General features: G+C 63.8%; 20 protein-coding genes. 16 read left to right on the top strand and 4 right to left on the bottom strand.

What is annotated here, in order from left to right; translation table 11 throughout:
• The first annotated feature begins 294 nt into the window (after window positions 1-294).
• Window positions 295-1,044, top strand: coding sequence for an AraC family transcriptional regulator (locus CJU94_RS23520; protein WP_095421080.1), 750 nt, complete (start codon window positions 295-297; stop codon window positions 1,042-1,044).
• Window positions 1,045-1,066: 22 nt separating this feature from the next.
• Here the strand turns inward: CJU94_RS23520 and CJU94_RS23515 are convergent, their stop codons facing one another.
• Window positions 1,067-2,644, bottom strand: a complete 1,578-nt coding sequence (locus CJU94_RS23515) for a DHA2 family efflux MFS transporter permease subunit (protein ID WP_095421079.1) — start codon at window positions 2,642-2,644, stop codon at window positions 1,067-1,069.
• Window positions 2,645-2,981: 337 nt separating this feature from the next.
• Between CJU94_RS23515 and CJU94_RS23510 the strand changes: the two genes are divergently transcribed.
• From CJU94_RS23510 to CJU94_RS23500, 3 genes are all read left to right on the top strand, one after another.
• Window positions 2,982-3,641: an alpha/beta hydrolase gene (locus CJU94_RS23510; RefSeq protein ID WP_095421078.1), complete on the top strand. Its 660-nt coding sequence runs from the start codon at window positions 2,982-2,984 to the stop codon at window positions 3,639-3,641.
• Window positions 3,642-3,857: 216 nt separating this feature from the next.
• Complete coding sequence (gene mreB / locus CJU94_RS23505; protein WP_095421077.1) at window positions 3,858-4,910, top strand: rod shape-determining protein; 1,053 nt, start codon at window positions 3,858-3,860, stop codon at window positions 4,908-4,910.
• A gap of 272 nt (window positions 4,911-5,182) precedes the next feature.
• A complete protein-coding gene (locus CJU94_RS23500; protein ID WP_095422759.1) occupies window positions 5,183-5,968 on the top strand; it encodes an alpha/beta fold hydrolase in 786 nt (261 codons plus the stop codon).
• A gap of 171 nt (window positions 5,969-6,139) precedes the next feature.
• Here CJU94_RS23500 and CJU94_RS23495 read toward each other — a convergent pair whose 3' ends face one another.
• Window positions 6,140-6,541, bottom strand: coding sequence for a hypothetical protein (locus tag CJU94_RS23495; protein WP_095421076.1), 402 nt, complete (start codon window positions 6,539-6,541; stop codon window positions 6,140-6,142).
• Window positions 6,542-6,982: 441 nt separating this feature from the next.
• Here CJU94_RS23495 and gltA point away from each other — a divergent pair, with 441 nt between their 5' ends.
• The 6 genes from gltA (at window position 6,983) to CJU94_RS23465 (ending at window position 15,370) form a co-directional block, all read left to right on the top strand.
• Window positions 6,983-8,281 (top strand): citrate synthase, encoded by a 1,299-nt coding sequence (gltA, locus tag CJU94_RS23490; protein ID WP_095421075.1) that lies wholly within the window; start codon window positions 6,983-6,985, stop codon window positions 8,279-8,281.
• A gap of 221 nt (window positions 8,282-8,502) precedes the next feature.
• A complete protein-coding gene (locus tag CJU94_RS23485; protein WP_095421074.1) occupies window positions 8,503-10,776 on the top strand; it encodes an amylo-alpha-1,6-glucosidase in 2,274 nt (757 codons plus the stop codon).
• A gap of 598 nt (window positions 10,777-11,374) precedes the next feature.
• Complete coding sequence (locus CJU94_RS23480) at window positions 11,375-12,229, top strand: MurR/RpiR family transcriptional regulator (RefSeq protein ID WP_095421073.1); 855 nt, start codon at window positions 11,375-11,377, stop codon at window positions 12,227-12,229.
• Between the two features lie 127 nt (window positions 12,230-12,356).
• On the top strand, window positions 12,357-13,418 hold the full coding sequence (locus CJU94_RS23475; protein ID WP_095421072.1) for a C45 family autoproteolytic acyltransferase/hydrolase: 1,062 nt from the start codon (window positions 12,357-12,359) through the stop codon (window positions 13,416-13,418).
• A 33-nt stretch (window positions 13,419-13,451) separates the two neighbouring features.
• Window positions 13,452-14,780 (top strand): aspartate aminotransferase family protein, encoded by a 1,329-nt coding sequence (locus tag CJU94_RS23470; protein WP_095421071.1) that lies wholly within the window; start codon window positions 13,452-13,454, stop codon window positions 14,778-14,780.
• Between the two features lie 35 nt (window positions 14,781-14,815).
• Window positions 14,816-15,370: a carboxymuconolactone decarboxylase family protein gene (locus CJU94_RS23465; RefSeq protein WP_095421070.1), complete on the top strand. Its 555-nt coding sequence runs from the start codon at window positions 14,816-14,818 to the stop codon at window positions 15,368-15,370.
• 74 nt (window positions 15,371-15,444) lie between these two features.
• Here the strand turns inward: CJU94_RS23465 and CJU94_RS23460 are convergent, their stop codons facing one another.
• Complete coding sequence (locus CJU94_RS23460; RefSeq protein WP_095421069.1) at window positions 15,445-15,750, bottom strand: DUF4148 domain-containing protein; 306 nt, start codon at window positions 15,748-15,750, stop codon at window positions 15,445-15,447.
• Between the two features lie 352 nt (window positions 15,751-16,102).
• Between CJU94_RS23460 and CJU94_RS23455 the strand changes: the two genes are divergently transcribed.
• The 4 genes from CJU94_RS23455 to CJU94_RS23440 all read left to right on the top strand — a co-directional run bounded on the left by CJU94_RS23455 (window position 16,103) and on the right by CJU94_RS23440 (window position 19,683).
• Entirely contained in the window at window positions 16,103-16,528 is a 426-nt protein-coding gene (locus CJU94_RS23455) for an OsmC family protein (RefSeq protein WP_012427331.1), read from the top strand.
• A 149-nt stretch (window positions 16,529-16,677) separates the two neighbouring features.
• Entirely contained in the window at window positions 16,678-17,352 is a 675-nt protein-coding gene (locus tag CJU94_RS23450) for a TetR/AcrR family transcriptional regulator (RefSeq protein WP_095421068.1), read from the top strand.
• A gap of 31 nt (window positions 17,353-17,383) precedes the next feature.
• Window positions 17,384-18,928, top strand: a complete 1,545-nt coding sequence (locus CJU94_RS23445) for an MFS transporter (protein WP_095421067.1) — start codon at window positions 17,384-17,386, stop codon at window positions 18,926-18,928.
• 482 nt (window positions 18,929-19,410) lie between these two features.
• Entirely contained in the window at window positions 19,411-19,683 is a 273-nt protein-coding gene (locus tag CJU94_RS23440; protein WP_095421066.1) for a YodC family protein, read from the top strand.
• 87 nt (window positions 19,684-19,770) lie between these two features.
• Here the strand turns inward: CJU94_RS23440 and CJU94_RS23435 are convergent, their stop codons facing one another.
• The gene (locus CJU94_RS23435; protein ID WP_095421065.1) at window positions 19,771-20,079 is read right to left on the bottom strand and encodes a superinfection immunity protein; all 309 of its coding nucleotides are present in this window, start codon (window positions 20,077-20,079) and stop codon (window positions 19,771-19,773) included.
• Between the two features lie 227 nt (window positions 20,080-20,306).
• Here CJU94_RS23435 and CJU94_RS23430 point away from each other — a divergent pair, with 227 nt between their 5' ends.
• Window positions 20,307-21,770, top strand: a complete 1,464-nt coding sequence (locus CJU94_RS23430; protein ID WP_095421064.1) for a M20 family metallopeptidase — start codon at window positions 20,307-20,309, stop codon at window positions 21,768-21,770.
• Between the two features lie 506 nt (window positions 21,771-22,276).
• Complete coding sequence (locus CJU94_RS23425) at window positions 22,277-23,164, top strand: crotonase/enoyl-CoA hydratase family protein (protein ID WP_095421063.1); 888 nt, start codon at window positions 22,277-22,279, stop codon at window positions 23,162-23,164.
• Window positions 23,165-23,214: the final 50 nt, after the last annotated feature.

The following is a 23,214-nucleotide window of genomic DNA, read 5'->3' as shown; positions in this document are numbered from 1 at the left end:
GTAGCTGGCATGCCTCGACAGTTGCTGAACCGTTGCTCCGAATCTGCCTGATGTATCGCTACGAGGCACCCACCGCTTAAGCATCGGATCGCATGTTTTGTTTATATGCCGGTGACAAATCGAATACAAGACTGCCACCGGGTGACCGGACGTGTAGGAGCGAACGCTCATCCTTCGGGTTTGGGCCCGATGCCGTGCGCGGCCCTCGGCGCGAGCGGCGCGCCGCAATGCTTCACTCCGGCTATGCTAATCTTGCTGCCCTTGCGGCAGTAACCGGGCAAAACGGACACCCTAATGGACATTGTTGATCCAGACGGCGTCGAGCAACCGGCCTTCGTGATCGGTGAGCAGCACGAGACGCTGGACGAACCACTGCACGCCTTTCGTCGCGCGCGGCTGATCCATGTGAACGCCGGGGTGCTGATCGTACGCACGCAGACCGAGCGATGGGTCGTGCCGCCGGCGCACGCGGTGTGGATACCCGCGGACGTGCTGCACCGCTTGTCCTCGACCCATCCTGTCCAGTTCTGCTCGCTCTATGCCGGCATGGATGCCGTCGCGCTGCCGCCGCACAGCGTCGCCGTCGTGCCCGATCGGCTGGTGGCGGCTTTGCTGAGCGCCGCGGCCGATCTGCGGCACGACACACCGTTGGACGAAGCCGCCGTGCGTCTCGTGCAAGTGCTGCTGGATCGCTTGCCGGGCTTGCCGGTCGCGCCGCTAGGGCTGAACTGGCCGCGCGATCCGCGTGCGCAAAGCATCGCCGACGCGCTGAGTGCCAACCCGGCGGACACCGCGGTGCTCGAAGAACTGGCCGAGGCCGCCGGCGTGACCGCTCGCACGGCGGCGCGCCTGTTCGTCAAGGAAACCGGGCAGACCTTCGGGCAGTGGCGCCAGCAGCTTCGCCTGCTGGTCGCGCTGGAGCACCTCGGCGCCGGGGCTAGCGTGACGCAGGTGGCGCTCGAGGTGGGATACAGCGACGTGTCTTCCTTCATTGCCGTGTTTCGGGACGCATTCGGCGACACGCCCGCCCGCTATTTCCGCTGACGTAGCGCACTTGCCATCGCGCTCAATGCGCGCCCGCCGCATCCGGGCCGCCGCCGCCCTTGGCCGGCCGCGTAATCCAGATCAGCGGAATGATCAGAATGAAGATGACCGCCGAGACGAAGAAGATATCGTTCAGACCCATCATCGCCGCCTGCGTGTTCACGGTGAAATCGAACAACGCATGAGCCGATTGCGGATTCAGGTGCAGCAGCGATTGCGTCGAATCGATCTGCTGATTGAACACCGGGTTGTTGACGGAAGCCTGTTCGGTGAGCCGTTCGTGATGGAGCACGGTGCGGTTGTTCCACTCGTTGCCGGCGATCGAGGTGCCCACCGCGCCGCAAAACACGCGCGCGAAATTCGACAGACCCGCCGCCGCGGGAATCTTGCTCGGCGGCTGGCCGGACAGAATGATCGACGTGAGCGGCACGAAGAACAGCGCCATCGGAATGCCTTGCAGCAGCGTGGGTAGGACCAGATGCCACGTGTTGATTTCGATCACGTATCTGGAGCGCATGTAAAACACGATCGCAAAGCCGATGAACGCCAGCGTGGCGATCATGCGCGCATCCGAGCGCGGCAGCACGCGGCCCATGACCGGCGCGAGCAGCACCGCGAAGACGCCGAGCGGCGCGGTCACGAGACCGGCGTCGACTGAACGGTAGTTCAGATACTCCTGCATCCATTGCGGCAACAGCACGAGGTTGCCGAAAAACACGCCGTACGCGACCGAAATGGCGATCGTGCCGCCGAGAAAGTTGCGCTGCTGGAAGAGCCGCAAATCGACGATCGGATTTTCCTCGGTCAATTCCCAGACGAGAAAGAACGCGAAGCTGATGAGCGCGGTGATGCCGAGAATCACGATTACCGGCGACGAGAACCAGTCGAGGTCCTTGCCCTTGTCCAGCATGATCTGCAGCGAGGCGACCCACGTGATCAGCAGGCCGAGCCCGACCACGTCGATGGGCGGCTTGCGGGTGGGCGACTCGCGGGTTCGGTAGATCATCCATGTGACGCCGGCCGCGAACAGGCCGACCGGAATGTTGATATAGAAGATCCACGACCAGCTATAACTGTCGGTGATCCAGCCGCCGAGCGCCGGGCCCGCAATCGGGCCGACGGTCGCGGTCATCGCCCAGAGGGCGAGCGCGGTCGAGGATTTCTCCTTCGGATACGAGCCGAGCAGAATGGCTTGCGACAGCGGAATCAGCGGCCCGGCCACGGCGCCCTGGAAAATCCGCGCGAGCAGCAGGATCGGCAGCGTCGGCGCGATGCCGCACAACCACGAAGCCAGCACGAACATCAGGATCGCGCCGACAAAGAGCTTCACCTGGCCGATGCGTTGCGTGAGCCAGCCGGTGAGCGGAATCGACACGGCGTTGGCCGCCGCGAATACCGTGATGACCCACGTGCCTTCGTCGACGGAAACGCCGAGGTTGCCCGAAATGGTTGGAATCGCAACGTTCGCGATCGACGTGTCGAGCACGTTCATGAAGGTGGCGAGCGCGACGGCAATCGTAGCCAGCACCAGCCGGCCGCCCTGCAGCGGCGGCGGAGGTGCGGGCGGCGCCGAGGCAGGCGCGGATGAAGGCTGGCTCAAACGGTTCTCCGGATCGGTGTGCTGCGAACGTGCGGCGCGGATGTCCCGGCGGGTGTTCTCGCGGATGCTCCATTTCGCGCCCGCGATTTCGCGCTCGCGCGATGCATGCGGCCGCGGGTCCGCTGAATGCTCGCAAAAGCATACCTGTATTCACGTTTGGACGTGGCCGGCGCGTGCAGGCGGGAGGGCGGAAACAAATCCGGCAGCGTATGCTCGCGGCTGGGGTTGCGCGCGAGGTTGCGGCATATCGGTGGCGCGTTCGCGGATGTCGATCGCTGAGCCGTGCAGCGCGCAGGCGGAAATATCCACTACGAATCAACAGAGAAAAGGAAACGATATGACCTGGGAGCAATTCGAACACGGCTGGCGGCGCGCGCCGGTGACCGCGCCTGCCAAAGGTCTGGTGGTGCTGATGCATGGCGTCGGCAGCAATGCGCGCGATCTGATGCCGCTCGCGGACATCTGGAGCGAGAGCCTGCCGGACGTGGCGTTCACTTCGCTCGACGGCACCGACGCCTTCGACGGCGGCTTCGGCGGGCGTCAGTGGTTCAGCCTGCGCGACGTCAACGAGGGAAATCGCGAGGCGCGCGTCGCCGCGGCCTACCCGGCGCTGCGGCGCATGCTCGAAACCGAACTGGCGCACTGGCGGCTGCCTTTCGGACGGCTTGCGCTGGTCGGTTTTTCGCAAGGGTCGATCATGGCGCTGCACCACGTGGCGACCAGTGCGGAAGGCGCGGCCGGCGTGGTCGCGTACTCGGGGCGGCTCGCCTCGGTGATCGTCGCGCAGAACGGCACGCCGCTCACGCTGATCCACGGCGAAGACGACGCAGTGATTCCGGTGCAGGAGCTCGAGCACGCCGCCGACGCGTTCAGCCACGCTGGCTATACCGTTGACGCTTATGCGTTGCCGGGCATCGGTCACACGATCAACGCCGACGGCGTCGCGCTCGGTCTCGAGGCGCTGGAACACGCGCTGGGCGCTTTGTCGCGCGGCTGACACGGCCCTGATTGAAAAGCGGCTCTAAAGAATCTGATCTGCTTGCCGTTAACGGCTCATAAGCATGAAAATCACCCCCGCCGCGCGGACCGCGCAGCGCCGAGCAGGACGACCCTTCAACGGACGTCCTGCGGGCGAGCCAAGCGGCTCGGGTGACCGGGGGCGCATTTCCAGACTGCCCTGCATGGGCGGATAACGACACATCAGAGCCTTCCTATGGCCAGACCGACGCCGCATCACCCGTTTTTCGATCGCTTGTTCCGGCAATCCGTGACAGTGGACCTCGGCACGGCCAACACCCTTATCTATACCGACGACGGCGGCATCGTGCTGAATCAGCCGTCTGTCGTGTGCTTCCAGAAAGAAGCCGCCGACCGGCCGAAACGCGTCGCCGCCGTGGGCGCTCAGGCGCGCCAGCTTCTGGGGCGCGAGCCAGCCAACCTGGAAGCCGTGCGGCCGATGCGCCACGGCGTGATCGCCAATTTTTCCGCGGCCGAGCACATGATCCGGCAATTCGTCGACATGGCGCGCCCGCGGCCGCTGTTCAGCCGCCGCGCCGCCTTCACGTTGTGCGTGCCGGCGGGCGCGACCCAGGTCGAGCGTCGCGCGATCAAGGAAGCGGCCGTGGCGGCCGGCGCGTGGAAGGTGAGCCTGATCGGCGAATCGCTCGCGTCGGCGGTCGGCGCGGGCCTGCCGGTGTCCGAAGCGACGGGTTCGATGGTGGTCGATATCGGCGGAGGCACGACCGAGGTCGGCGTGATCGCGCTCGGCGGCATGGCCTATAGCGGCTCGATTCGCGTGGGCGGCGACAGCTTCGACATGGCGATCGTGACCTACGTGCGCAATCTGTACGGCGTGCTGCTCGGCGAGCAGACCGCTGAACACGTCAAGAAAAACATCGGCTCGGCCGTGCGCGACGTGCCGCGCGAGCATATGAACGCGACCGGACGCAGCGTCGACGACGGCTTGCCGCGCACGGTCCAGCTGAGCAACCACGATATCGCCGATGCGATCGAAGGGCCGCTGCGCCAGGTGATCGGCGCGGTAAAACGCGGGCTCGAAACGGCGCCGGCGGAACTCGTCACCGACATCGCCAACCGCGGTATCGTGCTGACGGGCGGCGGCGCGCTGCTCGGCAACCTGAGCCGCCGCCTGACGAGCGAGATCGGCCTCGAGGTGCGCGTCGCCGATGAACCGCTGACGTGCGCGGTGCGCGGCGCGGGCGCGGCGGCCGCAGCCGGTCTGCTGGACGAGCTCGCTTACGAATGACTCCGCGCGGGAGCCGCCGCGCGGCCGCCGCGGCATGGCGCCAGTCCGGCCGCTGACCGGGCTGCCGCACCGATCGGGCGCCTGTGTGACAATACGGCTCGCATTCCGGTTTCAGGGATGTGTACGCACTTTCTTTCCCCCATTCCATCTCGAGCCGGCCTCGCTGACTTCAGGCGTTGCCGCGCTGTCCGTGAACCACCGTGAATCAATCCGTTGCCGTTTCGTCGCCGCCGCCATCATCGCGTTTCATCGAATTGCGGAGCGGCTTGCGCATGCCTTACGTGGAAGCGGGTGAGGGTGAGCTTTTGCTGTTCGTGCATGGCTCGCTGTGCGACTACCGCTATTGGGAACCCCAACTCGCGGGTTTGTCGAAGCATTACCGGTGTGTTGCGGTGAGTCTCACGCACTATTGGCCGGCGGCCGATACGGCGCCGGGCTTGCCGTTCAGTTGGAGCGTGCATGCGGATGAAGTGGCTGAATTCATCGAACGATTCGGCGCGGGACCGGCCCATGTGGTGGGGCATTCGCGCGGCGGGTGCGTGGCGTTTCATTGTGCGCGGCGCCATGCCCGGCACGTGCGTACGTTGACGCTTGCCGATCCGGGCGGCCCGTTGCAGATTGCCGGCCGGCCGCCCGCCAGTTTGCCGGAGACCGCCAATGCGTTGCGCTCGAAGGCCGCGCAACTGATCGAAAGCGGCGAGGTGGAGGCCGGCCTGCAACTGTTCGTCGATTCGGTCAGCCGGCCCGGCTTCTGGGCGATGAGCACGCCGGGTTTTCGCCGCATGGCGACCGACAATGCGCACACGCTCGCCCGTCAGTTCCGCGATCCGTTGCCCGCGTATGTTTCCGGGCAAGCCGCTGAGGTGCGTTGTCCAGTTCTGCTGATCGACGGCGAAAAGAGTCCTGAGATGTTCCGCCGCACCGTGGCCGCGCTGCAATCCTGGTTGCCGGATGCGCGCCGCGAGACCGTGCGCGGCGCGTCGCACGGGATGAATCTCGCGCATCCGTCGGCGTTCAATCGCTATATCGACGAGTTCATTCGCTCCGTGAGCGCTTAATGACGGCGTAATGACGGCGTAATGGCGAGCGTGTAATGATCGTGCAATCACTGCACGATGGGTCCGTGCCTTGCGCCTGGCGTCTCACCGCCGGTGTCCCGCGCTCGAGGCGGTCTGCGCGCGTCGGTGCGGCGCCGGCGCCGGCAGCGGCAGCGATTCAAACGCCCGATATCACGGCTTGCGATGCGCGTCTTTATCGAGCGCGAGTTCCGCCGCTTCGCCGACGAGGCCGTGGTAATACAGATGCACGCCGATCGCGAGCGAGTCGTTGCGAATTTCGTGGAAGGCTTTCCACGCTTTCACGGGGTCTTTGAACAGCAGGTAATGCGCTTCCTGCGCGAGCAGATCCGCGACTTCATGCAGACCGTGGCCGTGCAGTACGTTCACGAGCGTATCGAGGCTGCGGTGAGTGCGCGCGTCGGTACGCGGGTAGAGCATATGCAGCACCGCCACGTCTTGTGTCTTCAGCGCCGCGGATAATGCGACGACGATATCCTGGTGATTCAGCGCGGTGACGATGTTTTCGTCGCTGTGCACGTGATCCGGAAATAGCGTTTCGAGAGAGGCGTTCATCGGGTCCTTCCTGTTTCTTCTGGCTGATTAAAAAAGCCCACCGTGGGACGGTGGGCCAAAGACAGCGATGTGTTCGCAGGGGAAGCAAAACACGGATTCAGTATCGCAGATGCCGCTGTGCCTTCGCAGTCCGGCTGCCGCAAAACATTGTTGCAGTAAGCGCTCCAGCTTTCATTTCGCTGGCGGTCGGTGTTGGAGACCGGCCGTGGCGCGTCGACCCGTGTGACGTTTGTGTGTGGTTCGCCGCACGTTCTACCGCATTTAGCGGAAAATCAGGCAACGAATGTTGCGTCGGTCGAGATGGATTGTTGCGGTCAATCGTCGCAATACAGGCCTCCGTGGACCTTAAAATGCGTACCGGAGCCTGAGCATGCCAATGGCGTTCAACGACGATCGAGCATGCCGGCACGTGTGCGATTTGAAAGTAAAAGGAACATGTAGATGGACTCGAAGTCACACGCAACACTGAGCTTTTCCGACAGCGACAAGACCATTGATCTGCCGATTTACCAGGGCACGCTGGGCCCGGACGTGATCGACATCCGCAAGCTGTACGGCCAGACCGGCAAGTTCACGTACGACCCGGGCTTCATGTCCACGGCGGCTTGCAATTCCGCGATCACCTACATCGACGGTGACAAGGGCGAGTTGCTGTATCGCGGCTATCCGATCGACAACCTCGCGCAGAACGCCGACTTCCTCGAGACCTGCTATCTGCTGCTCAAGGGGGAGTTGCCGAACGCGCAGCAGAAGGAAGAGTTCGTCAAGACGGTCACGCAGCACACGATGGTGCACGACCAGATGCACTTCTTCTTCCGCGGTTTCCGTCGCGACGCACACCCGATGGCGATTCTGGTGGCCGCCGTCGGCGCGCTGTCGGCGTTCTATCACGACTCGCTCGACATCAATAACCCGGAGCACCGTGAAATTTCCGCGATCCGCATGATCGCGAAGCTGCCGACGCTGGTGGCGATGGCGTACAAGTACACCGTGGGCCAGCCGTTCGTTTATCCGAAGAACGACCTGTCGTACAGCGCGAATTTCATGCGCATGATGTTCGCCAATCCGGCGGAAGAGTACAAGGTCAACGACGTGCTGGTGCGCGCGCTGGACCGTATCCTGATCCTGCACGCGGACCACGAGCAGAACGCTTCGACCTCGACCGTGCGTCTGGCCGGTTCGTCGGGTGCCAATCCGTTCGCGTGTATCGCAGCCGGTATCGCATGTCTGTGGGGCCCGGCGCACGGCGGTGCGAACGAAGCCGCGCTGAACATGCTGGAAGAAATCGGCTCGGTCGACAACATTCCCGAGTTCATCGCGCAGGTGAAGGACAAGAACTCGGGCGTGAAGCTGATGGGCTTCGGTCACCGCGTCTACAAGAACTACGATCCGCGTGCGAAGCTGATGCGCGAAACCTGCCACGAAGTGCTGGAAGAACTGGGCCTGCACGACGACCCGCTGTTCAAGCTGGCCATGGCGCTGGAAAAGATCGCGCTGGAAGACGAATACTTCGTGTCGCGCAAGCTGTACCCGAACGTCGACTTCTACTCGGGTATCGTGCAGCGCGCGCTGGGTATTCCGACGGCCATGTTCACGTGTATCTTCGCGATGGCACGCACGGTCGGCTGGATTGCACAGTGGAACGAAATGATCGCCGATCCGGAACAGAAGATCGGCCGTCCGCGTCAGCTGTTCATCGGCGACACGCAACGCGAGGCCAAGCCGCTCGCGAAGCGCTAAAGCGTTAAGGCGCCGAGGCGCCTCGCACCCGCGCGGCACCCCCACGAGGGGCGCCGCGCCATGACCTCTGCACGTCCTGTGCCACGGAAAAAAAGCGAAACTCCCATGTGATAAGTTCGTCTGACGCGGACAGACCCTCTACAATCGGAAGCGACCGGGCAGCGCCCGTGGTAACCGAATGTGACACTGAACGCAGAAGCGAACCCATAGGAGTGACACTGATGCAGCAGCCAGAAGCCCTCGGCGGCCTTTCGGGCGGAATCGATCACCGCGAACCCGAGCCGGACGGCGTATTCATCCCCACGGAAAATCTCAACGTCGCGAGCGCCACCCAGCACGTGCTGAAGTCGGGCGACACCTTTATCGTCAACGATCCGCTCGGCGATATCACCGGCCACGACGACGGCCTGTTCGTCAACGACACCCGGGTTCTCTCGCAACTGCGCCTCACCTTCGGCGGACGCGCGCCGTCGCTGCTGTCGGGCAGCGTCAGCAGCGACAACACCTCGTTCACCGCGCATCTGACCAACCGCCCGTTGCCGCCGCTCGGCGGCGACAGCACGCCCGAAGGCGTGATCCACGTCGAACGCGTGCGGGTGCTGTCGGGCACCGTCCTCAACGAAGCCATCGAACTGACCAACTACGGCACGAGCGACGCCGTGGTGCCGCTGTCCATTTCGTTCGCGAGCGACTTTCGCGACATGTTCGAAGTGCGCGGCCTGAAGCGCGACAAGCAGGGCCGCGTCGAACCGGCGCGCGTCGAAAATCGGGAAGTGCTGCTCGGCTATGTGGGCCTCGACGACGTGGCGCGCAATGTGCAGATCGCCTTTTCGCCGGAGCCGGACAAGCTGTTCGCCGACCGCGCGGATTACACCGTCAAGCTGCCCGCGCAGGCATGCGTGTCGATCTACCTGTCGGTCGCGGTGCAGGTGGTCGCGCATGCGGACAACCCCGGCGCAGGCGTGTCGCAGCCCACCCATGCGGTGAGCGAAGCGCATCTGTCGCAAATCGACGCGGAGCGCCCGCGTGTCGGCCGCGCCGCGGTGCGCGCCGCGCTCGTCGACGCCCACCTCGTCATGCGCGAGCGCCGCCGCGCTACCGCGCGCGTGCGTTCGAGCAATCCGCTTTTCAATGCGTGGATCGACCGCTCGCTCGCGGATCTCGGCCTGCTGACCACGGATCTCGTGACCGGCCCGTATCCGTACGCCGGCATTCCCTGGTTCTCGACGCCGTTCGGCCGCGACGCGGTCATCACGTCGCTGCAAACGCTCTGGTTGCAGCCGCAACTGGCCGCCGGCGTCCTGCGTTTTCTCGCCGAACATCAGGCGCGTGAGAATTCGCCGTTTCGCGATGCCGCGCCCGGCAAGATCATGCATGAGATGCGCAAGGGCGAAATGGCCGCCACCGGCGAAGTGCCGTTTGCGCTGTATTACGGCGGCGTCGACACCACGCCGTTGTTCATCGTGCTGGCCGGCGCCTATGCGGCGCGCACGGGCGACAGCGCGTTGATCGACGAATTGTGGCCGGCGCTCGAGCGCGCGGCGCAGTGGGTCGCGGGCGTATGCGACAGGAATCGTTTCGGCCTGCTGGACTATCAGCGCGAGTCGGACGGCGGTCTGGCGAATCAGGGCTGGAAGGACAGCCACGATTCCGTCTTTCACGCCGACGGCCGTTTCCCCGACGGCCCCATCGCGCTCGTCGAAGTGCAGGCGTATGCAAGCGCCGCCTTCGACACCATGGCTCACTTTGCGAAGGTGCGCGGCCTGCACGATTCGGCGGCACAATACAGCGAGCGCGCGAAGACGATTCGTCAGTGCGTCGAAGCAAAATACTGGATGCCGGAGGCGGGCTTCTACGGCATTGCGCTCGACGGTCACGGCGAACTGTGCCGGGTGATGGCTTCGAATGCGGGTCACCTGCTCGCCTTCGGCCTGCCTTCGCGCGAGCGCGGCGAGTCGGTGGTGCGCGCGCTCGACTCCACGTTGTTCCACACCGGCTGGGGCGTGCGCACGCTGGCCGCGAGCCAGGCGCGCTTCAATCCGATGGCGTATCACAACGGCTCGGTCTGGCCGCACGACAACGCGCTGTGCGCGCGCGGCCTGTCGCGCTACGGCGGCAAGGCGGCGGCGGTGCGGCTGCTGCAGGCGCTGTTCCAGGCGGCGGTCAATTTCGACATGCGTTTGCCGGAGCTGTTCTGCGGTTTCCCACGGCGGCGCGGCGAGCCGCCCACCGCTTATCCGGTCGCCTGTTTGCCGCAGGCCTGGGCAGCGGGTTCGCCGTTCATGATGCTCGAAGCGTGTCTGGGCATCACGATCGACGCCGAACGGCGCGAGGTGCTGATCGAGCAGCCGATGCTGCCTGAAGGCATCGACTGGCTCGAATTGAGCGATTTGCGGGTGGGCGATGCGTCGGTGTCGATCACGTTCCGCCGGATCGGCGAGAAGGTCGTGGCTTCGGCGGAGCAGGGCGACGTGCGGGTGGTCGCGTTGCTTTGAGCGTGGGATGGGGGCGAGGGTGAGCGCAAAGTGGTACGAGTAGCGCCCGTCTTGAGGAGACGCAGATACCTGCACGGTAGCTCAACGGCTGAGCCAGGAGGCAAGTCACCCGAACCCCGAGATGGGCCGCGATTCTTTTCCACTCAAAACCTGCCTCCGTTTTGTTCATGGCGATACGCATTGCAATCTTTCGAACGGCCTTATATGGGCCGTCCGCTGTGCGTCGCATGCGATTTCCGCGTTATGTCGCGCCTTTACTCCCGCTGGAAGACAGTTTGAGTTTGTTCTGCAACCAATAGAGTCCGATGATGGTCTTGGCATCGATCATTCGGATGGGCGTTGGCAGTATTTACAATGAAGCGAAAGCGGGGGCTTGGTGAGGAAGAACGTTTCCGCAGACCCTTATGGCGGAAGCCGTGAACGCCGAGGTCGTCTTTCTGGGACGGTTTTATTTGCGAAAAATCGTGAGGATAACTTTGTTTGCGACAGGACAGAATTCGTTTGTCACTCGCCAGATGGCGCCCCTCCTGTTGGCGCCCATGTGCGGGGTGGTAACATTTGTTGTCGCCCTCATCGACCGCTCGCCCGGTAATTTCGCATGCCAGACAGTTTCGACCAGCTTGCCGCCCTGATCCGGGCGCGCTTCTCCGAACTGAGTCCGCAGTTCCAGATGGGGGCTGCATTCCTGCTCGATCATCCCGACGAAGTCGCGGTCTCGTCCATGCGCAAAGTCGCCGAACGCGCGCAGGTGCAACCAGCCTCACTGGTGCGTCTGTCGCAGCAACTCGGTTTCCCCGGCTGGAACGAATTGCGCAACCTGTTCGTCGCGCGCGTGCGCACGCGGCCCGAGCCGCTGACAAGCCGCGCCCGTTCGCTCGTCAAATCGAAGGACGCGCTGGCGAGCGACCTGCTGATCGCGCAACAACACAACCTCGAGGTCACCGCCGCGCATAACGGCCGTGTGATCGTGGAAGCGGCGCGTCTGTTGCGGCGCGCGCCGCACGTGCATGTGGCCGGCTTCCGCTCCTGTTACGCGGTGGCGTTCGGCCTCGTCTACGGGTACCGGCTGTTTCGTTCCTCGGTGTCCCTGCTCAATGGCGAGGCCGGCACGCTGGAAATGCAATTGCGCACGGTCGAGCGCGATAGCGCGACCATCGTGATCAGTTTCGCGCCGTATTCGGTCGAAGCCGCGCGCGTGGCCGAGGCCGCGCTGGAAAAAGGCAGCAAGCTGATCGCCATCACCGACAGCGCCGTGTCGCCGATCGCGCTGAACGCCGACAAGGTGTTGATCTTTTCGCACGAAAGCCCTTCGTTCTTTCCTTCACTGGTGGCGGCGACCGCGATCGCCGAATCGCTGGTCGCGCATCTGCTCGCGCTCGAGGGCGCGGGCGCGGTCGAACAACTCGCCATCGCCGAGCAGTCGCTGCACGCGAAAGGCGCGTACGTCCCGTGAACATTCTCGTCTGAATCCGGCAGGTCCTGCGGGAGCGCAGCAACGCTCCATATGGATTGATGCCCTATCGTTTGACAACAAGTGTTGTTATGAATTATAAATAAGTACCGATTGTTGAGATGATGTGATGCTGACGTCGAAGCAGGGATGGGATCTTTTTCAGGTGAGTGGCGAGCCGTATGAAATCGGCCGCCGGCTAGGCGAACTCGCGCGGCCGGTGTTCGCCGATTACATGAATCAGAGCGCAGCATGGCAGGCGGTTCGGCGCTGGCGCGGCGACCCTTTCGTGCAGACACTGCGCGAGGCGGCACGCGCGCATTGCCCGGCGTTGCTGGCCGAACTGGACGGCATGGCGGACGGCCTGGGCTGGTCGGCGCAAGACGTGTTCCTGTGGAACTGTCGTGGCGAACTGATTCACAACGCGCCAGACGGCTGCACCACCTTGGCGGCGCGGGCTGGCAACACGCGTTTCATCGCGCACAACGAAGACGGCGATCCGTTTCTGCGCGAGCGCTGCGCGCTGGTCGAGGTTCGACGGGCCGGCAAGCCGGGCTTCGTGAGTTTCTATTATCCGGGGTCGCTGCCGGGACACACGTTTGCCGCGAGCCATGCCGGCATCGTGCAGGCGATCAACAACCTGCGCATTCGCGTCCCCGTTGCAGGCGTGCCGCGCATGATTCTCGCGCGAGCCGTACTCGATGCCACCTCGCTCGACGAGGCGCTGCATATGTTGCGCGACATGCCGGCCGCGAGCGGCTTTCACCATACGCTCGGCTGCGCGGGGGACGCGCGCCTTGTCAGCGTCGAAGCGAGCGCGCAGCGCTGCTCGGTGCATGCGGTGGCGAATCTTTACGGCCACGCGAACCACATGATTCATCCGGGCTGCGACGCCGAAGCGCAAATCGTCACGGACTCTTCGCGCGAGCGCCAGATGCGCGTAAATGCGTTGTTGCCCGCGATCACCGACCCGTTACAACCGGCCGCATTGCTCGACGTCTTACGCGATCGCGCGCCAGCCGGCCTGCCGATCTATCGCGGCGACCCGCACGATCCCGACGGGGAAAACACGCTTGCCACCGCGCTCTTCGAGATCGGCAGCGCGGGTGTGTCGATGAAAGTTTACCGGCAGGCGCGGTGCGTATTCGACAACTTCATCACCCGCACGGCAGGCGGACCGACCGCCGCCTGACCGGTCGCCGCAACCAACAGGAATCCGACAATCATGTCCACCGTGTTTCATCGTTCGCCGAAGCAGTCGCTGCCGGTCGCCGTCGCGGGTGACGGAATCGAGATCGTCGATTCCACGGGCAAGCGCTATATCGACGCATCCGGCGGCGCCGCCGTCTCGTGTCTCGGTCATAGCAACCAGCGCGTGATCGACGCGATCAAACGGCAGTCGCAGCAATTGCCGTATGCGCACACCTCGTTCTTCACGACCGAAGCCGCTGAAGCACTCGCCGAGCGCCTGGTGGCGAGCGCGCCGCAAGGACTCGAACATGTGTACTTCGTGTCGGGCGGCTCCGAGGCGATCGAGGCGGCGCTGAAACTCGCGCGTCAGTATTACGTGGAAAAGGGCGAACCGCAGCGGCGCCATTTCATCGCGCGTCGCCAGAGCTATCACGGCAACACGCTCGGCGCGCTGGCAATCGGCGGCAATGCGTGGCGCCGTGAGCCGTTCCTGCCGATTTTGATCGAAGCACATCACGTGAGCCCGTGTTACGCGTATCGCGAGCAGCGTGCCGACGAAACCGACGAGGCCTTCGCGCAACGTCTTGCCGATGAACTCGAGCAGAAGATTCTCGAACTCGGCGCGGACACGGTCGCGGCGTTCGTCGCGGAAACGGTGGTTGGCGCGACGGCCGGCGCCGTGCCGCCGGTGCGGGAATACTTTCGCAAGATTCGCGCGGTGTGCGACCGCTATGGCGTGCTGCTGATTCTCGACGAGATCATGTCCGGCATGGGCCGCACCGGCTATCTGTACGCCTGCGAAGAAGACGGCGTGGCGCCCGACATCCTCACCATCGCCAAGGGGCTCGGCGCGGGCTATCAGCCGATCGGCGCGACCCTCGTGAGCGAGCGGATTTACCAGGCGATCGTCGGCGGCTCGGGGTTCTTTCAGCATGGCCATACCTATATCGGCCATGCCGTTGCCTGTGCCGCGGCGCTCGAAGTGCAGCGCGTGATCGAGGAAGACGAACTGCTGCCCAACGTGCTGGCGCGCGGAGAACAATTGCGCGGCCGCTTGCGCGAGCACTATGCGCAGCATCCGCACATCGGCGATATACGCGGACGAGGGTTGTTCGTCGGCGTGGAACTGGTCGAGGATCGCGCCGGCAAAACGCCGTTCGACGCCGGCCTCAAGCTGCACGCGGCGATCCGGCGCGAAGCCTTCGCGCGTGGTTTGATGGTGTATCCGATGGGCGGCACGGTCGACGGCAAGATCGGCGATCATGTGTTACTGGCGCCGCCGTTTATCTGCGCCGCGCGCGACATCGACGAAATCGTCAACCGGCTCACCGATGCGATTGGCGCCGCGCTGGCCGCTGTCTGAGACCTTCGACACCACCCCGACTTGCGAGAACGACGATGACCGAACGTTTGCCTCATTTCGACCCGTCCGGCGCCACGCCCGAGCAGAAAGCGGTGCTCGACGAAATCCTGGCGGGCCCGCGCGGCAATCTGAACGGACCGTTTCTCGGCTGGATTCATAGCCCGGAACTGGCGCAGCAGGCGCAACGTCTGGGCGCGTTCTGCCGCTACCGCACTGGTTTGCCGCTGCGGCTTTCGGAGCTGGCGATTCTGGTGACGGCGGCGCGTTGGCAGGCGCAGGCGGAGTGGTACATCCACTATCCGATCGCGCTGGAAGCCGGCGTGTCCGTAGCGGATGCCGAGGCGATTCGCCAGGGCCTGCGCCCGGATTTCGCGCAAGCCGAGGACGCGCTGATTCACGACTTCGCGAACGAACTATACGACACCAAGCGTGTTTCCGAGGCGACCTATGCGAGGGCGGTCGAGCGTTTCGGCCATCAGGTCGTGATCAACCTGGTGGGACTGCTCGGCTACTACGCACTGGTGGCAATGACGCTGAACGTATTCGGCATGCGCGCCGTGGGCCAGGAGAGTTTGCCGTTCGCCGAGTAGCGCCGGCAAGGGCGCTGACCATGGTGCTGCCCACAACGCGCTGAACCGCGCCGCTCTACGGCGCGGCATACGGCTTACTGGCCGCGATACGTGGAGAACGGACCTTGCTGCAGCGGGTCTCGCGCGCCGGCATCCGAGGAAACCGCCTTCACGCCGCCGACGTCCTGCGAACCCGTGGCCACCGCGGCCACTGCCGTACCGCTTTGCGGCACCGTCTTCGGATAGTCGACGTCGTTCTGATTCACGAGGCCCGCTTTTTGCGCGGCAACCAGTTCGGCGCGCACCTGCGCGCGTGTCAGGCCATTGGCCTGCTGGGCGAACGAGACAGCTGGAACGACAAGCGTGGATGCGATGACCACTGCGGAAATGAGCGATTTCATGATGACCTCCAGTATTGGATTTATTGGTGAGATCGGTTCGATGCTCTGTACCGATCCGTTGAAAACAGTCTATTTCTTGCAAGGTCGGTGAAAAAGCGGCTTCCCGAAGAAAGATTATTGCCGTTATTGATACAGTTATCGGCGCAGCTTCTGTTTCGATCCATTGCCGGCATCGTCACGACGCTGGCACACGGAAGCGCCTATGATGAAGTTCGGTTTCCGCCCGCGTCTGCAACGCCGCGCGGCACTCGCGACCGATGCCGAAGCCGCACACCATCCGGGCGGGACCGTGGCGGCGGGCATCAGATCCGGTCGTGGAGCGCGCGAAGCAGGGCACAAACAGGAGAGAGCGATGAAGCGCAAGGCATCAGCAGTCTGGCAAGGCGGCCTGCAAGACGGCAAGGGCTCGATTTCCACCGACAGCGGCGTCCTCAAGGAGACCCAATACTCGTTTTCGACACGCTTCGCGGACGGCATCGGCACGAATCCGGAAGAGCTGATTGCGGCTGCGCATGCGGGGTGTTTCTCGATGGCGCTGTCGGCGGAACTGGGCAAGGCCGGCATCACGCCCGAGCGTATCGGCACCACGGCCACGGTCACGCTCGACAAGGACGGCGGCGGTTTCGCGATCACCGCGGTCCATCTCGACGTGGCGGTGAAGATCCCCGGCGGCGACAAGGCCGCCTTCGACAAGGCGACCGCCGACGCCAAGGCCGGTTGTCCGGTGTCCAAAGTCCTGAACGCCACGATTACGATGGACGCGAAACTCGAAACCTGAGCTCGCGCCGTTCCCCGGCCGTTCAAGCGATCAAGTCGGCGCACGGGTCGAACCCGGCGCCGGTTTTTGTTGTATCCCGCGCCGACGCGCAGCGCACCCTACGGAAACTCGTCTTGCTTTCTTGAACGCCTGGTCATAATATCGATTGCATGAAGCAATCTGGCGATTCAAAGCAAGGCGTGAAACAGACCACAAAGCAAACCGCAAAGCAATCCGGGAAAAAAGCCGGCGAGGTTTGTGCCCGGGGCCGGCCGCGCGAGTTCGACACGCACACGGTCCTCGCGAGCGCGAGCCAGGTGTTCTGGAATCATGGCTACCACGCCACGTCGATCGACGACCTGTGCAAAGCCACCGGGCTGCTGCGCGGCAGTCTGTACGGCGTATTCGGCGACAAGCACGGCATCATGCTGGCCGCGCTGGAGCACTACGCCGAAGGTTCGGTCGCGCGGCTCGCCGAGCGGCTCAACGCGCCGGTGCCGCCGGAAGAGGCGCTGCGCAATGCCTTGCTGCACTACGCGCGGGTCGCATGCGCGCTGACCGGCGAGCGCAGCTGTTTCATCACCAACACCACGCTGGAAATGCAGCCGGGCGACGAGGAACTGCGCACCCGCGTCGCCGCGATTCAGCGCCGCATGGCAACGCTGCTGGCGGCGTCGGTGATTCGCGGTCAGGCAAGCGGCGCGTTCAATTCCACGCTCGACGAAAAAGCCGTCGGCGATTTCCTGCTCTGCGTGATGCAAGGTCTGCGCGTGCTGGGGCGGGTCGCTCACCAGGAAGACGCGCTGACAGGCATCGTAGACGTCGCCATGCGTGCGCTCGTCTAAATTTTTTTACCTAATTTTTGAACGATCAGTCATGAATAGCGAAGCCATCAAGTCCGCTCCGGCGGCACTGGCCGGGCCCAAGGGCGCGGCAGCCGGCGCGGTGACCTGTCCGGGCGCCGTGGCCGCGAGCGTGGCGGCGTCGGCCGACAAGACTGCGCCGCGTTTCGAACGGCAGGGGCTGGCGCTTGCCGTGCTGTTCGTCGGCGCCTTTCTCGCGCCGCTCGATTATTTCATCGTCAATCTCGCGTTGCCCTCGATCCACACCGGCCTGAACGCCAGCGACGCGCAATTGCAACTGGTCGTCTCCGCCTACGCCTCGGCGTACGCGGTGCTGCTGATCACGGGCGGCCGGCTCGGCGACCTGTTCGGCCGCCGCCGCATGTTCATGACGGGCATGGCGGCGTTTGTGGTCGCCTCGGCGCTGTGCGGTTTCGCGACCAGCGGGCACATGCTGGTGATCGCGCGGATCGTGCAGGGCATCGCCGCCGCCGTGATGGCGCCGCAAGTGCTCGCGACCATTCGCGCGGTCGTGCCGCTGCATCAGCAGACCAAAGTGATGAGCCTGTACGGCTTCGTATTCGGGCTGTCGTCGATTGTCGGGCAGTTGGGCGGCGGCGCGCTGATCACGTACCACCCGTTCGGACTCGACTGGCGCATCATTTTTCTCATCAACATTCCGATCGGCATTACGGCGTTTCTCGGCACCTGGAAGTTCGTGCCGGAGAATCAGCCGGCCACGCATACCGGCATCGACCTGAAGGGCGTGGTGCTGCTCTCCGCTGTGCTGTTGCTGCTCATCTACCCGATGACGCACGGCCGCGAAGCGGGCTGGCCGACGTGGACCTTCGTGATGTTCGCGCTAGCGGTCCCCGCGTTCGCGCTCTTCGTGCGGACCGAGCGGCGAGTCGAGCGCGCCGGCGGCCATCCGCTGGTGGACCTGCAGTTGTTCCGTAACCCGGCCTTTGCGCTCGGCCTCGTGCTCGCGTTCCTGTTCTACTGCAACAGCGCATTTTTCCTGACCTACGGGATTTTCCTGCAAACCGGTTTGCACTGGACGGCGCTCGCCTCGGGCATGGCGATCATGCCGTTCGCGATCGGCTTCGTGCTCGGGCCGCTGACCTCGCCGGCGGTGGTCAGGCGCATCGGCGCTCACGTGCTGACGCTCGGTTTTTCGATGATGACGCTCGGCTTTACGGTCACGGGCTGGTCCGCGACCCAGTCGGCCACGCCGGATCTGCTGTTCTATTGCGGCCTGGTGTGCGCGGGTGTCGGTCATGGTCTGCTGCTGCCGTCGATCATGCGCATCGTGTTGCTGGAAGTCGCGCCGGAGAAAGCCGGACTTGCGTCGGGCGTGGTCTCGTCGACGCTGCAGATCGGCTCGGCGTTCGGCACGGCGGCCATCAGCGGCGCGTTCTTTGGGGCCATTGGCGGCCGCGCGACGCCGGGCGTCTATGCGCACGCGTTCCAGATCAGCCTGACCATCAACGCGTTGCTGATGTTCGTGTGCATCGGCTTGAGCGTGCTGCTGGTGCGTCATCAGCAGTTCGCGTTGCGGCGCGCGGCGCAGCGGCTTTAAAAATCGGGCGACCGTAACCGTTTTCATCAGAGGCCGTCGGGACTTATTAGGTAATTCTTTAAACAACGGCCATTTTAAGCATCCCGCATTTACCGATGACTGAGTGGTTCACAGGTAATTCTGTTTGCGCTGGATCAGAATAAACCTGAATATCCTGTGTCGCTGCTTTACATATGACAAAACCGCTTCGCATTTTCCACTGCCTGTGCGAGTGCGCTGCAGTAACAGTTGCGATCGTGCGGTGCCGCACGGACAGGGCGCCAGGCGGCCTGTTGAAGGGTTTTCCGGTTTTACCCTGGGTCCGCCGGCAGTGGAAGCCATTCCACTGCCGATGAAAACGGTATCAATAAAAAGCGCTTGCGGTGATTAATTTCGATTGTTAATCTTGGCAAACTTTTTTAGAGTTTTACTTCAGCAGGTCTAATGTCGAGAAATCCGGCGCAACGATTTAATGACGCTCAACGGTTCCGTAGGGGGTAAATATGCTAACCGCTACCATTGACGCATTCCAGACACCGCCAGCCGCTCAGTTCAATGTCGGAGACGTGGTCACGTTGAAAGAAGGGGGCTCGCGAATGACGGTGACATACGCAGGGCCGGTGGCGCTCAATCCGGGCAACTGGCTGATTTGCGAGTGGTTCGACGAACACGGCGAGCTGCGCCGCGAGATGTTTGCACCCGCGAGCGTGCGCGCAGAGCCGCGCTCCATTCCCGCTGGTTCCGTTCTGTGGAACCGCGTAGGCCGCGCTGCCTGAACCAGGCGGCTGGGCCGGCCGGTGCTCCGGTCGGCCGTTCCACTGTCCCGCTCTTCCGCTTTCCCGCGCTGCCGCGCGCCGTTTGATCTAGTCCTCAGAGCGCTCCCGCGTGGTTCGTCGCTGCACGCGCACGAGCAGCGCGGACGAAAACGCTCGCATGCTCACGAGTTTGCGTGTCTGCTCCACCTCGCCGGCGATGTTCTTCGGCGGGTTCGGTTGCAATGACCAGTAAAGCGCAAGCAGCCAGCCGAACACGGTCCAGCCAAGACAGGCATTGAAGAGCGCCAGCGTCAGCACGTCGTGGCGTTTGCGCCGGTCCGCCAGAACGGCCGGCAGAAAATAGAGCGCCAACGCCAGCACCGCGGCGATGGCCTGAACGACGAGATTGCCACTCATGAGCCGCCTCCCCACACACGACGTATGCCCGATTGTCGCGCGATTACCGCGCCCTTGTTTGTTCGTGCAGGGGCGCGGCAAACGCGTCGTGCCACGCGGGAATCGGCCGCCATGGGCAGCGGCGACAGCTGCAGAGCCGGCACGATGCGCGGCGAGGGGTTCAGCCGATCGCGCATCAGGACTATCATGGTCGTTTCGACTGAACAGAACCGCCACGGACCACCATCATGATCTCCGACGACACGACCCAACAGTCTCAACGCATCAACCCGGACACGCTACGTGAATTCGTGGACCGCAAGTGGAACGACGAGATCGTGCCCGCGCTCACGAACTACATCGCGGTGCCGGCCAAGAGTCCGGCGTTCGATCCTGAATGGGTCAAGCACGGCTATCTGGAACGTGTGATCACCGACGCCGCACAATGGGCCGAGCAGCAGGCCGTGCGCGGCCTGAAACTCGAAGTGATCCGCTTGCCGGGCCGCACGCCGGTGATCTTCTTCGAAACGCCGGCCACCCGTTCCGGCAGCGAAGAAACCATTGTGCTGTATGGCCACCTCGACAAGCAGCCCGAGTTCGACGGCTGGCGCAACGATCTGGGGCCGTGGACGCCCAAGCTCGAGAACGACAAGCTGTACGGCCGCGGCGGCGCCGACGACGGCTATGCGATCTACGCCAGCATCACCGCGCTCGCGGCGCTCGACGCGCAAGGAGTCGAACGTCCGCGCTGCGTCGGTCTGATCGAAACCTGCGAGGAGTCGGGCAGCTACGACCTGCTGCCGTACGTCGACGCGCTGCGCGAGCGCCTCGGCAAGGTGGGTCTCGTCGTGTGTCTGGATTCGGGCGCGGGCAACTACGACCAGCTGTGGCTCACCACGTCGTTGCGCGGACTAGTCGCCGGCGACCTGGAAGTGCAGGTGCTCGACGAAGGCATTCACTCGGGCGGCTATGGCGGGATCGCGCCGTCGAGTTTTCGCATCATGCGGCAACTGTTCGACCGTCTGGAAGACTCCGCGAACGGCACGTTGCTGCCGAAGGGTTTCCATGTCGAGATTCCGGCGGACCGTATGCGTGAGGCGCAAGCCACCGCCCAGATTCTCGGCGACGACGTCTGGAAAAAGCTGCCATGGGCATGCGGTCAGGACGGCCGCCAGGTGTTGCCCACCACGACGGATCCGCAGGAGGCCTTGCTCAATTCGACGTGGCGTCCGTCCCTGTCGGTGACGGGCGCGGCCGGCTTGCCCGCGCTCGCCGACGCCGGCAACGTGCTGCGTCCGCGCACGGCGTTCAAGCTGTCGCTGCGGCTGCCGCCGCTGATCGAGGCGGAGAAGGCCGTCGCCGAACTGAAGGCGCTGCTCGAAGTCGACCCGCCGTACAACGCAAAGGTGACCTTCAAGCCGGATGCCGGCGCGGCGAGCGGCTGGAGCGCGCCCGATCTCGCCCCGTGGCTGGCCACGGCGCTGAACGACGCGTCGCGCCAGCACTACGGCGCCGACGTCGCCTACATGGGGCAGGGCGGCACGATTCCGCTCATGAACGTGCTGAAGGCGGGGTTCCCCAAGTCGCAGTTCATGGTGTGCGGCGTGCTCGGACCGAAATCGAACGCGCACGGCCCCAACGAGTTCCTGCACGTGCCGTACGGCAAGAAGCTCACGGCCGCGGTCGCGGAAGTGATCGCGGCCGCGCCTTGAGCGGTTTCACGACACCACGGCCGGCACGACGCGCGCAATCATCCACTGCATGAGAGCGTAACAAGCCGGCCGCCCGTGCCGCGCATCCACCCTATAGGAGATGCGCGGCACAGGTTGCACGCGCGTTTGAATATGCGAAACGGATATTCCGTCTGTTAGCGCACAAGCCAGAAAAAAACCATTCGCCACTCATATTTTCGATTGCATTTTCTAATCGAAGACTATTTCTTTCTCTTTCCTCCGCGGCAAGAAATTCAATCCTCGGCTGTAGGTAATTTGACAGGCGCTCTGCGCTCATTTGTGGGTCATTTTCGCCCATCTTCAGTGCGCAAGCGTTTGCGTCGCGAGGACCCGCCGCCAAACCCCCACCACCGCGCACAGCGCCGGCTGGCGCGGCTTTGAGCGCCGCTTGCATTCATCTGTTGGTTACCCCGCTCCCATCCGATTCCGGTCTGCTTTAGGCTCGCATGGCAATACCAGTGTTTAACCTTAAAAGGACCGTTCAAATGAATCTCCATAACCACCACGCCTGCCGTCCGTTTCTTGAGGCCGGCAATCTTTCGCAAATTTCCGCTTACTACGAAGAAGGCCGCAACATCATGTGGATGATGTTGCGGGCGCAGCCGCGTCCCTGTTTCAATCTCGACCTGGTGCACGACATTCTGGAGCTCGCGCAGGCAGCGCGAGACTCGGGATTGCCGATCGACTTCTGGGTCACCGGCTCCTTGATTCCGACCATGTACAACGTCGGCGGCGATCTGGACTTCTTCGCGGACGCGATCCGCACCGGTAAGCGCCAGGCGCTGATGGCGTACGCGCGGGCGTGTGTCGATTGCGTGCACGCGGCGTCGCGGGGGTTCGACACGGGGGCGATTTCGATTGCGATGGTGGAGGGCACGGCGCTCGGCGGCGGCTTCGAGGCCGCGCTCGCCCATCATTTCCTGCTCGCGCAGAGCGACGCGCGCATGGGCTTCCCGGAGATCGCCTTCAATCTGTTCCCGGGCATGGGCGGCTATTCACTGGTGGCGCGCAAAGTCGGCATGCGGCTCGCGGAGGAACTGATCGGCGTCGGCGAATCGCATACGGCTGAGTGGCACTACGGCAAAGGCCTGGTCGATCAACTGTTCGAGCCGGGCGAAGCGTATATGGCGACCCGTACCTTCATCGACACGCTCAAACCCAAAATGAACGGCATCCGCGCGATGCTGCGGGCACGCCAGCGCGTGCTGCAACTCTCGCGCGCCGAGCTGATGGAAATCACTGAGGATTGGGTGGAGGCCGCCTTCACGATCGAAGAAAAGGATCTGGCCTTCATGGAACGGCTCGTGACGCTGCAGAACCGGCGCACGTCGAATCTGCGGCAGACGGCCGTCAGCACGGCCAATTTCGCCTGAACCGGCTTGGGCTGCATACGCAACTTCGAGCGTAAGTCGGAACGTAACAA

It is taken from the genome of Paraburkholderia aromaticivorans (assembly GCF_002278075.1).
GTDB lineage: Bacteria > Pseudomonadota > Gammaproteobacteria > Burkholderiales > Burkholderiaceae > Paraburkholderia > Paraburkholderia aromaticivorans.
This window is presented reverse-complemented; position numbering and strand designations above follow the sequence as displayed.